The sequence below is a fragment of the uncultured Chitinophaga sp. genome (genome assembly GCF_902168175.1).
Classification (GTDB): domain Bacteria; phylum Bacteroidota; class Bacteroidia; order Chitinophagales; family Chitinophagaceae; genus Chitinophaga.
The window spans coordinates 58,566-70,614 of the sequence record NZ_CABHOU010000076.1; the positions used below are offsets into that span (position 1 = coordinate 58,566).

A 12,049-nucleotide genomic window follows, 5' to 3' on the forward strand; every position below is an offset into this window, starting at 1 on the left:
AGGCGTTTTTCAAACTTCGCTTAAAGACTATCTGAAGCCTTCTTAAATGATAAAAGGGGCCTGATTAGCAGGCTATACCTTTCGTTGGTGCAACCTTTATTCGTTAGCCACCCGGAACCAGGTCCGCCCGCTCATGAGACCTTTGGTGCTGAATCCCTCGGTAATCAATACAAATCTGCCTGCCAGGTCGTTTGTATAAAAGCTCAGGTTCAATTCCCCATTCTCATTTATCATTACGCCATGGTTCCAGTATACGGTGGTGAACAATTCCTGTTCGGGGGGACTGGAATTGGCATAGTCGGTTACATAAAATTCTTTGGCATACCAGGTGGCATGAAATCTTTTCATGAAACCATTGTTTTCCGCACTGTCGCGTGCGCAGGACTTATACGTAACGAAACCGCTGGCTCCGGCGCCGGTGCCGTTGTAACGGTAACGCATGCCACTTTCCGGTTTGGTGCCGTAAGGGTGGTTGCGGCAGTTAAGTACATTGTACATACAAACCCAGTCGTTGCAATCCTTACTGCGGAATTCGTCCAGGTAATTATCTGAATTACGCGATTTTACCACTACCTCCTTTAGCATCGATTTCATTTTCAGTTTTTCTTCCGAAGAAAGGATGTCTTCTCTCAGTGCCTGGAACGGAATGTAAACTTCGGCGAGGCGCGCGTTTAATGTGTCGAGCGGACTATCACTCAGGTCGATGCTATAGTCCTGTAAGATCGTTCGCTTTTGTCCGCCCAGCGCCGTTATAGCGACTTTACTGTCTGCTGGTCCGCGGAGGTATTCATGAGGTATAGTGAACCTGCCTGCTGAGTCGGTGACCATTAAGTTGCTGCTTTTCTCCGCGATGATCATAAAGCTGGAGGGCCGGGTGAGCGGTTTGTTCCGCAGTAAAACCTGGCCCTGGAGGTCGGTGCTATACTGTATAGAAGGAGGAAGAGGGGGCGTTTCGGGCCGATAACGTGTCCAGCATTTGGTGAGCAGCAGTTCTTCCATTTGCTGTTCATTATCAAAAAAACGGTACGCAGGAAGCACGGTAGGAACCGGGAGGTGTTGCTCAAAGTAATAGTACCGGTCAATGTCGCGGAAGCGGGTGGTGTCTACACGTTTATCCAGCGCCAGTCCTACAGATATAAATCCGCTTACAGGCGCGCCCGTGGCGTCGGTTACTTTTATTTTTACCTGTACTTTGGAACGGGTATGGTATTGAGAGGAATCGGTAGTAATGTTTACGAACAACCGCCGGCTGTTGTGGCACATCACGGCTCTTTCGGCTACGGGAATGCCTTCGGTATTGAAAATGGTAACCGTGGCAAGTCCGCGTGGTACCTCGTTCAGTGGGAGTTTAAGCCTCGCCGCGCCGTTGGGTAAAGCTATTTTGCCAGAAAAGAAAATGTCGTGGTAGTTGTGCAGCACCAGGTAACAAAGGCTGTCGCTTTCGGGTGCGCTGAGGGTGACGGGCAGCGTATCTTCCACCAGTCCTTTTTCTATGTACAAGCTAAAGCCATCTGCCAACACAGGCGGAAAGTTTGGGGTGATGGGGAGTTTACGGTCCCGCAGCATTACTGAATACTTTATGCCCTGTTGTGGTAGAAAGTAAAACCAGCCCCGCCCGGAGGTGTTTGAGGAAAACCTGGTTATTTCTTCACCATCGGCGAGTAATACGCCCTGGGTCGATACTGCGCTCCCGTTCTCCGCAATTTCAAAAGCCACCCTGGCCCGCTTTCCGTGTACAAGGTTACCGCCTTCGGGAAACAATTTTACTGTGAGTGGGCTACTGGTAGTTACCGGGATGCGTGTTTTCTTTGTTTCCGTGCCATACCTGGCGGTGATATCCATTACCAGTTCGCTTTTCGCATTCTTAAGCGGCAAAGTTAATGGCACTTCGCCCCATATATCTGTCTTGCGGCGACCGGAGTCGAGCAGGCGGTTGCCACTGTACAGGGCGTATATAAAGTCATCTTTGGCGGAAGGTTTCTGTTCAAAGTTGGTCACTTTGTATTTCAGCTTCAATGTATCGCTGTTACTGCCTGCCACGCTGAGATCCGTGATATTAACCCGGTTCTTTTCCTGCGGCCGCACACTTATTACCTGCTGGTATACTTCCTGGCGCTGTTCTTCAAGGTAGCTGTTGGTATAAGCCAGTAACCTGTATTCGCCGCTCTCCAGGCTGTCGGGCAACATAAGGCTGCCCTGGCTAATGAATTTTTCCAATACGTACTGCTCGCGTATCAACACCTTTTTCTTCATAGGATCGGTGAGGCACACGTACAGCGTATGGTCCTGTTGCGCATTGCCGTTAATCAGGTAAGCGGTGAACCAGATGTTCTCATTTTGCACGTAAATGGTTTTGTCCATATGCAGGAATACGGATGGGAGCAGGCGTACCCCGCTTTTTTCACCAAAGCGCACAACTATACTGTCGAGGGCGGGCGACTGTTGCTGAGCTTGTGCTGCCAGCGACAAAAATAGTATCGGGTAAATAAGCAGAACCAGGGAACGCATCCACCAAAATAATAAAATGATTTTACAAGTGCCAGCCGCATTTCGTGTGGCCCTAACAGAAAGGCCGCAGCAAATGCTACGGCCTGCACACTTAAAACGCTGGATGACTTACCACCCGGGGTTTTGGATCAATGTTGAACTTTTATTCACCTCATCTTCAGAAAAAGGGGAGAAGTACATTTTAGGTTTGGAGAACACTGCATTTATTACAGTTTGGCTGGTGTAAGTATAGGTACCATTGGTTTGCCTGGTTACCATCATGCCGCGAATAGGTACGTTTTCGGTTACCTCTGCGGTTTTCCACCGACGTGTATCGTAGTACCAGTGGCCTTCATAGGCAAATTCCACTTCACGCTCATTGCGTATTACGGCGCGCATTTCTTCTTTGGTCATACCGTTTTTAAGACCGTAAAGATTATCGGTGCCCGGTAAAATGCCTGCACGTTTGCGTATGGCGATCACCTGGTCGTACACGTCCTGGGTAGCGCCACTAAACTCGTTCAGCGCTTCTGCATAACCGAGTAGTATTTCTGCATAACGGATAATAGGATAAACCCTGCTTTGATTGGTGCCGGGAGCAATGGAATCATTGGCCATTTTACGGGCGTAGTAGCCAGTCCTGGTACGGTACGATTGCAATCCGTCGTAGGTTACAACACCCGTAGCAGCGTTCTTGTAAATGTCCACCGGGTCCATTTTTTTTGTGCTGTTGTAGAATACGGTGGCCCCGTTGTGAATAATGCTGTAGTAGAAGCGCGGATCGCGCCTATTGTAAGGGTTGTTAGCATCATATCCGGAAGATGGGTCGGTAATGGGTTTGCCATTTGCCATGCCGAATGCTTCCACCAGGTTTTGCGTAGGGGTACTGTAACCGCCGCCGGTGCTGCGGGTAACAGGGAAACGGGCCGATTCAAGCGCGGTCCCGGCAGCGATCATGTATGGATAAATATATTCGCTGTTCTTTCTCAGCAAAAATACTTTCCAGAAACCGTGGCCCGCACGGGTGGTATTGTCTTCGTATAATGAGTACTGGTTCAGGTCCATTACGGCTTTGCAGGCATCGGCAGCCTTTTTCCAAAGGTTGGCATCGTAGCTGGCAGAATAAGCAATAAGCGGGGTAAGGCCTGGCTCATCCACCGCAGGACTGCCGTTGTACAGCGGACTGGCGGCATGTACCAGCATACGGGCTTTGAGTGCCAGGCACATGCCTTTCGTAATGTGGCCGTAGTCCGATGGTTGCTGCTCACCGGCATTGGGAAGGTCGACAGCAGCCTTGTCGCACTCGGTGGCAATATAGTCGATGCAATCTTTAAACGTATTCCTGATCACCTTTACATCGTCGGTAATGCCGTACACGGTATCGCCCACCATCTTTACCCCGCCATAGTACCTTACCAGCTGGGCATAATAGAATGCGCGGAGAAAACGTGCTTCCGCTGTGGTTTTTACCTGCATGGCTGGCGACAATGGTGTGCCACCTACCTTTTTCATGTATTGATTCAATGCACGGATCTTAGCGTAATAGGTAGTATAATACCGGTTGCTATGATAGTTTTTGGGGGTAGATGCCGCCTGGATGAAAGTTGCCTGTGGATCACTATAAAATGAAACAGAGTGGGTAGTAAGATCTTCCAGCGACGCGTAATCGTTACCGGTAGGTGTTATAATAAATGTATAACGCATCGGGATGATATCCTGCCCGGTGAAAGCGTATGCATTGTTCAGGAAAGCCAGTGTTTGCGCACTGTCTGCAAACACAATATCCTCCGTAAGCGCCTCGGTTTGCCTGGCATCCAGGAAATCCTTCTTTGCACACGATGCCAATAGCATACTGCCGCCGAGCGCAAGGGCCGTAATATTAAAAATATGTTTCAGCATATAATGCAATGTTTAAGGTTGATGTATGGAGTTTTACAATCCGATTTGTAGTCCGAGGTTGAACACCTTTTGCTGCGGATACTCGCCTGCCGAGGCACTTACGGCCGATTCGGGGTCGATAAATACTGGCAGGGCGGTGTACACAAGTGCCATGTTGTAACCGTTGGCATAAATGCGCGCATCTCTCAAATGGAAACGTTTTAACCTGGAAGCGGGGAAGGTGTAACCCAATTCAAAGTTTTTCCAGCGGATATAGTCGCCGCTCCTGAACCAGTAGGTAGAAGTCTGGGTGTTGGTAGTGCCGCCGGCCAGTGAGGGGAATACTACATCTGTAGCGCCAGGCGTCCACCTGCCAAGGTTGTAAGGAACGGAAACGCGTTCGGCCCTGCTGTAAGAAATGGAACCACGCTGCATGGAAATAATGTAGTCAAACGCCCCCTGGAACAGCGTGCTGAAGTCAAAACCCTTGTACGATACGCCGAGCGTAAGGCCAACGTTATAAGTAGGCTGGTTGCTGCCCATCGCCCCCATATCATTCTGGTCTACGATGCCATCGTGGTTAAGGTCTTTCAGTTTCAGCGCGCCGGGGAACAGGTTTTTTAAAGGTACGGCCGTAGTAAGGGTCGGGCTGTTATACAGGTCTGCTATGTCTTCGTAAAATCCATCCCACGTATACCCGAATTGCTGGCCGATAGGTTTGCCTGTAAGCGATAGCCACGGATAGCGTTTTGAAGGCTCGTCGCGGTACAACACTTTGTTTTTGGCGTAACTAACCTGGCTGCGCACGAAGTAGTTTACATTTTTTACACTGCCATTGTACATGACTTCCAGTTCGTAGCCTTTGTTACTTACACGGCCGAGGTTTACCGGCGGCAGGCCTACACCGAACAGGTCGGAAATAGTGGCGCGGGTGGTAAGGATGTCGTAACGGTAGTGGTCGAAATAATCGGCCGTAATTCCCAGTTTGCCTTTAAACATTTTTACTTCCAGGCCGATGTTCGCCTTTCTTTCTTTTTCCCAGGTTACATCGTTATTGCCCAGTGCCCCTTCGGTAATGCCGGGAACAGCGGTGGGTGTTTCGCCGAAGTTATAGCCGCTTTGTCCGCTGTTGTACACCTGTTCGTACAGGTATTTATAGGCACTGCCAATGTTGTCACTACCCACCAGGCCGTACGAGCCACGTATTTTTAAAGCATCAACAAATAACACATTGTTTTTGAAGAACGTTTCTTCAGCAATGTTCCAGCCTGCGCTAACTGCCGGGAACAGGCCATACTTACTGCTACTCTGGAAACGGTCGGAGCCATTGTAGCCCAGGTTCATGTCCAGCAGGTATTTGAGTTTATAGTTATAGCTGATGCGGGAAGTGAAACCGCGGAAGTTGTTAGGTATACCTGCGCTTGTGCTGGTGGTCCATTCGTTGCTGGTGTTCGTATTCTGGTTAAGCATAAACATGCCTGAAACGTTGTGGTGACCGAAACTCCTGTCGTAGTTCAGCGCCACCTGTAAATTTAGTTTTCTTGCAGAGGTACGGTACATGCCGCTGCGGGTCAGTTTACCCATCCTGTAAAGGTTGGCCGTTACTGGTTTGTAGGCATTGGCAGTAGCATCGAAGTAGTACACCAGTATTTCGGAACTGCTGCGTGTAAGCTGCTGAAAGAAACCGAAATCGCTCGCCAGCGATACGAGTACGTTTGCCGACAAACCTTTGGTAATAGCGCCCAGGTTTTGCCGGGCGGAGGCTACCAGGTTAAAGTTATTGTCGTATGTACGCTGGTAGCCTGAGTAAGTAAGGTTGGCTACGGGGTTAGGTTTGGTATTGGAGAAGATAGTGCTGGCCAGCGTGCCATTAGCGTTGTAAACAGGATAGCCAAATGAACTGAGTTCTCCATTCCAGAGATACTGGAAAGTATTACCGCCACCGTTCCAGCCTTTATCGTTCGGCTCATTCGTAACGCCAAAGCGGCCCGACAGATCCAGACGAATATGCAAATCTTTAGTAGGATCGATATCGATGTTGGAGCGGAAGTTATAACGGTTGTAAAAGTAGTTGCCGTTGTACCCCTGGTCTTTAGTAAAATCTTTATAGATACCACCCTGCGTGATATATCCCAGCGATACAAAGTATTTGATCAGTTTAGATCCACCGGCAATATCGAAGTTCACGCGTTCCTGCAAACTGTAATCGCGCATCAGTTCATTCCACCAGTTTACGTTCGGATGGTTGTAGGGGTCGGAGTTATCTTTATAATATTCCAGGTTATTGCCATCAAAAAAAGTTGGATAACTCACTGCAGGGTCCAGGCCCCGGGTAGTTTCGTACTCCTTCAGCAAACGTAACGTCGTGTAGCCGTCATTCATATCCGGACGCCTGGTAGGCACCTGTATGCCCGTTTCGTTGCGTAGTGTAAGCTGTGGTTTACCGGGGCGGCCGCGACGGGTTTTGACCACCAATACACCATTGGCGCCACGTATGCCGTAAACCGCGGTGGTAGAAGCATCTTTAAGGATAGATATGCTTTCTATCTCGTTCGGGTCCAGTTGCGATACCTGGCTGTACGTAAACTCGATATCGTCTACGATGATCAGCGGATTGTTTTCGTTGGTGTAGGAGCTGATGCCGCGGATCTGGAATGCGGCGCCATCGCGACCAGGCTGACCACTGCGTTGTTGGGAGAACAAGCCGGGCAGGCGGCCCGCCAGTGAGTTCTGCAAACTGGCCGATGGGCTCTGACGCAGTTCCTTTCCCGAAATAGCACTTACCGCACCGGTAGTCGTTATCTTTTTCTGTTCTCCATAGCCGATTACTACCACTTCTTCCAGGCCAGCCATATCTTCCTTCAAAACAACATCGACTATTGCTTTGTTGGCTACGTTCAGGTCTTTTTTAAGATAACCGATGTAGGTGAATGAAATCACTTTGGATGATCCGCGCAGTTTAAGCGTGAACATACCTTTCTCGTCCGTAGTGGCACCGTTGGACGGAATATCTTTTTCCACCACGGTTACGCCGGGCAAGGGCTGCCTGCCATCGGTAACGGTACCTTTTATAAAGGTTTCTGTTTGTGCAACGGCGGGCAATGCGGCAAAAAGCGCCAGCAAACAGCATAAACCGTATAAAATATTCTTCATGGTACGAATGTTTTTGTTGGTTGATTATTCCCAGTTAGCATTTTGTACGATGCCTTTGTTGGTGATCACTTCGCTGTATGGAAAAGGGTACAGGTACATTTTACTTTTGTCGAACGTAACAGTTTGAACCGGCACAACCGTATAGGAGAGAGCCGCTCCGTTCAGTTTGATCTGTATACCATGTAAGCTGCCGTTCAATACGTTCTCCGCAATTTTCCAGCGGCGGATGTCCCAGTGGCGGTGTTCCTCAAAGGCCAGTTCCACGCGTCTTTCGTGGCGTATACGGGCGCGCATCTGTTCCTTGGTTAAACCGACTGGTAGTTTAAAGGGATTGAGTTTTGCGCGCTGGCGGACCAGTTCTACAGCGGCATAAACTTCTGCTACTGCTCCATCGGCTTCGTTCTTTGCTTCAGCATAATCAAGTAAAATTTCTGCATAACGGATGATGGGGAAACAATGTTCCGCATTCGCATAACTGCTGCTGCCACCACCGGTGCCGAGGAACTTACGCATGTAATACCCGGTACGTGTTTCTCCTGCGTTGGTATTACCGTAACCGGCAGGGCGGTCAATGCCTCCGTCGTAAGTTTGCACGGTGCGGCCTAACCAGCTCATGCCATTATAAAATACCGTAGCAGCCAGGCGGGGATCGCGGTTAGTGTAGGGATTATTCGGATCGTAACCAGAACCGGTTTCACTGATCATTTTACCGGTCAGTGTTTCAAACTCGTCTACCAGCTCCTGTGTTGGATTAGTTTTGCCTTTATCGCCGCGCGGTGTGCCTACCGGGCCATTATTAGCCTCTACGGTGCTGTTGGGGGCTGCCATGTATGCGAGTATCGTTTCTGTGTTCTTACGCACGATAAATACGTCGTTAAATGCGGCAGTAAGTGTGTAGGTCTTGGTGTTCATCACCGCAAGTGCTGCCTTTGCCGCGGTATCCCACTTAGCGCGGGTGTCCTGCGGATTGTTGAGCGGACTGGCAGCGTAGAGTAATATGCGTGCTTTAATCGCCATCGCGGCGCCCCTGGTAATACGGCCGAAGTAGGCAGTAGCGTATGCAGGCGGAAGGGCAGGTGCAGCGGCGTCCAGTTCTTTAGTGATGTAATCAACGCAGTCGTCATAAGACGCCTGGCTGAGGCTGATCTTCTCATCTTTATCAAATACCTTGTCGCCAATAAGCGGTACGCCGCCCCAGCGTTTGGTCAGTTCGAAATAGAACATGGCGCGCAATACGCGGGCTTCTGCTTTCCACTGGTCCATGAGGCCTGGTATTCTCAACGGCACACGGTCTATTTTAGACAGGAAGAGGTTGACTTTTCGAATACCTGCGTAGTAGTCGTTCCATACATTGTCGGGTAAATTAAATGTATTCCACTGGCTGGTAGAGAAGTACTGTACCTGGTCGTTGGCGCCATTAGGCACGGCATCGTCCGTACCAGCGTCTAGGATGTTGCCGCTTACACGATTATACCCTTTGGGGAGCTGGTTGTAGGTATTATAGAGGAACTGCTCAGCGTACACGCCCATCGAGTCAAGGCGGTCGAATACCAGTTCTTCATCCGCATTTTCCAGCGGCTCCTTTTCTATCATGTTTTTTTGGCAGCTTACCATCACACTTCCGCTGATGGCCACTACTAACAAGCTATATATCACTTTATGTCTTATCATAAATAAGGATATTTTTTCGGTTACAGTTTCAGGGAAATGCCCCCGTTAATAATGCGCTGGTTACGAAACACGTTAAGCGCCGATTCAGGATCAATATCTTCTTTCAGTTCCTTGTGGGTAAGCAGGTTGTAACCATTTATGAAGATGCGGAGCTGTTGAATTTTAGCGCGTTTCAGCAGTTCGGGCGAACAGGAGTAGCCCAGTTCTGCGTTTTTAAGGCGCAGGTAGTTGCCGTTCCTGAGCCAGAAAGAAGATACCACATCATTGTTCGCATTACCACCAATGGTCAGCCTCGGATATAAGGCAGTTGCTGCGGTGGCAGGCGTCCAGCGATCTTTATGGAATTCCTGCACATTACCGTAACTGTTATTAAAAGCAGCCATAGAAGTGGGAGAGAGGGAGATGTAACGATTGGCGGTTCCCTGCAGCAGGAAGTTCAGGTCGAAACCTTTGAATTTAAAGCCCGCGTTAAGGCCGTAGAATATCAAAGGTTTATTCGTACCAATAGCGCGGGAGTCCAGTGCGTTAATCACCCCGTCCTTATTCTGGTCCACGTATTTGATATCGCCGGGTACTGGTTTGTAACCCTGTGTGGTTGGTAAACCGGCAGTAACATCGGCATCAGTAAAGAAACCATCTGCCACGTAACCGAACAGTTGGTTAGATGATAAGCCAGTTTTGTACTGCCATGGGTAAGGATAGGCAGGTTCATCGGCCTCGAGCAGCTCATTCTTCGAAAACGCAATATTACCTTTCACGAAATACTCCAGGTTTGATACAGTGGTATGTTGATAGGCAGCTGTAAGTTCTACGCCGGAATAACGTGTTGCACGCAGGTTCTCCAGCGGGTAGGTTTGTCCGAAAATGCCGGATGCATTACCGGGCTGTTGAAGCTGGTCATAGAACCGGTTACGGTAAATGTCGGCGCTGACAGTCAGGTCATTGTTCAGCAGGGTTGCATCTATCCCAAGATTGTATTTCCATGCTTTTTCCCATGTTATATCCGGGTTAGCTACACCAGATTCGAAAGCGCCTGAAACACCGGCGGAGCTTTCGCCCACATTGTAACCTGTGCTACCCACCGTGTAGTTCTGCAAATACAGGAAATAGTTATTAGGATCAGCCCAGGCGGTTTGCCCGGCAGAGGCGCGTATCTTCAAAAAATTGACTACCGGCAGGTGAAAGAACGGTTCATTACTTACTACCCAGCCGATACCTGCAGACGGCAGGAAGCCCCAGCGTTTACCGGGCTGGTAGCGGTTCAGGCTACCATAAGTCATTCCTGTTTCGAACAGGTAGGTTTTATTCCAGTCGTAGCTGGCGGTAAGGCCAGCATGTTTGTACACCTGGTTCAGTTCATTAAAGGCAGCAATGGTATTGTCAATGTTAAAGGTGCCCAACATCGAAACGCTGTGCTGGTCCCATGATTTGTCATAACCCGCCATCACATTGTAAAACGCCTGCCTGATCTGCGTACTCACGTTAGCAACGCCAACAGGCACCAGGCCGTCTGTGCCGATCTTGGTATACTTCTCATTCAGCGTGTCGGTAAGCTGATGTACCGCGAATGTTTTGCTCCTGTTGTTGGTTTCGAGGAAATAGTTGTTCATCGAAAGCACTCCCTTCGCCCAAAGACCTTTCGCCACTGCATCCAGTTTAAAGTGCAGGCTTAAGTCGGCCGATACGGTACGCTGGTTTTGCAACAGGTAACCGGAGTTAATGGCTGCGGCATGCGGATTATTAGTGAATACGGAGGTGCCGCCATAGGAGCCGTTCTTATTAAACACCGGGTACGCCACCGGCGATGCACCGTATATGTCGTTCATGATCGTGGAAGATGTACGTCCGGGTTCGGTAGCGTTTTCCATCGATCCAAACACATTCAGCCCTAACCGAATACTTTCATTGAAGTCAATCTCAGCGTTGGTGCGGATGTTGTAACGCTTGTAATCGTTATTAGTGTTATAAGAGTTCCGGGAAGAAGTGATGAAATTACCATCTTGCGCAAAGTGCTCCAGGGATGCGTAATAGCGGTAGCTCTTTGAATTACCTCCTATGTCTATGTTGTAACGCTGCTGACTGCTTTGCTTTTTATACACCGTATTATACCAGTTTACATCCGGCGCCAGGAAAGGATCATTGGTGTGATTCTTCCATGCCTGTAGCTGTTCGGGCGTGTAGCGTGGTGTAGCAGTTGGGTTAGAGTTAAGTTGTGCTTCATTATAGAGGTTAGCATAATCAAACGCGTTAACGAATTTAGGTGTATTCAATTGCTCCGTAACGCCATACTGCGCCGAAGCGTTGATCTCAAATTCACGTGGCCCACGGTCGCGGGTGGTAACCAGTACTACGCCGTTTGAAGCGCGCATGCCGTACATCGCAGTAGCCAATGCGTCTTTAAGTACGGTGATGCTTTCTATATCCGCGGGATTAAAGCTGGTAAAGTTTCTAACCACCCCATCTATCACCATTAACGGTGTTCTGCCCCGCAGAGAAAAAGAAGAGCCATCGCTACCATTACGGCCGGAATTCTGTACGGTGTACAAACCAGCCAGCCTGCCTGCGGCGATGTTGGTAATGTCTGCCACAGGTGTGGTGCTGAAGTCGCTGGTGTAACCGGTAGATACACTGGCAATGTTTGCTGCGGGAGCAATGCTGCGGTTCCATAAACGTATGTTGTTTTGCGATGGTTTAATGAACCGCTGCGTAGTGTCGTTAACGGGAATGGTATCTGCCGGCGCTGTGTTGGCCGCAAGTGCAGGCAGTACCTGCAAACAGGCGGCCAGCCCTAACCATACACCGTGCTTTTTTATATGGATTGTCATACAAATGATTTTAAGCGATTTGTGGTTGATTGCTG

At 49.3% G+C, this 12,049-nt stretch carries 5 protein-coding genes; all 5 read right to left on the reverse strand.

Annotated elements, in window-relative coordinates; genetic code table 11:
- Positions 1–96: 96 nt before the first annotated feature.
- On the reverse strand, positions 97–2,508 hold the full coding sequence (locus QZT80_RS17555; RefSeq protein WP_295124917.1) for a hypothetical protein: 2,412 nt from the start codon (positions 2,506–2,508) through the stop codon (positions 97–99).
- Between the two features lie 108 nt (positions 2,509–2,616).
- Positions 2,617–4,386 carry a RagB/SusD family nutrient uptake outer membrane protein gene (locus QZT80_RS17560; RefSeq protein WP_295124918.1) on the reverse strand — a complete coding sequence of 590 codons (1,770 nt, stop codon included), beginning with the start codon at positions 4,384–4,386 and terminating at the stop codon, positions 2,617–2,619.
- A gap of 33 nt (positions 4,387–4,419) precedes the next feature.
- Positions 4,420–7,518, reverse strand: coding sequence for a TonB-dependent receptor (locus tag QZT80_RS17565; RefSeq protein ID WP_295124920.1), 3,099 nt, complete (start codon positions 7,516–7,518; stop codon positions 4,420–4,422).
- Positions 7,519–7,542: 24 nt separating this feature from the next.
- Complete coding sequence (locus QZT80_RS17570; protein ID WP_295124922.1) at positions 7,543–9,189, reverse strand: RagB/SusD family nutrient uptake outer membrane protein; 1,647 nt, start codon at positions 9,187–9,189, stop codon at positions 7,543–7,545.
- Positions 9,190–9,209: 20 nt separating this feature from the next.
- A complete protein-coding gene (locus QZT80_RS17575) occupies positions 9,210–12,014 on the reverse strand; it encodes a SusC/RagA family TonB-linked outer membrane protein (protein ID WP_295124924.1) in 2,805 nt (934 codons plus the stop codon).
- Positions 12,015–12,049: the final 35 nt, after the last annotated feature.

Bases quoted from the DNA above. Each gene is read 5' to 3' on its own strand.
- QZT80_RS17555 (WP_295124917.1), bottom strand. From the start codon at position 2,508: ATGCGTTCCCTGGTTCTGCTTATTTACCCGATACTATTTTTGTCGCTG.
- QZT80_RS17560 (WP_295124918.1), bottom strand. From the start codon at position 4,386: ATGCTGAAACATATTTTTAATATTACGGCCCTTGCGCTCGGCGGCAGT.
- QZT80_RS17565 (WP_295124920.1), bottom strand. From the start codon at position 7,518: ATGAAGAATATTTTATACGGTTTATGCTGTTTGCTGGCGCTTTTTGCC.
- QZT80_RS17570 (WP_295124922.1), bottom strand. From the start codon at position 9,189: ATGATAAGACATAAAGTGATATATAGCTTGTTAGTAGTGGCCATCAGC.
- QZT80_RS17575 (WP_295124924.1), bottom strand. From the start codon at position 12,014: ATGACAATCCATATAAAAAAGCACGGTGTATGGTTAGGGCTGGCCGCC.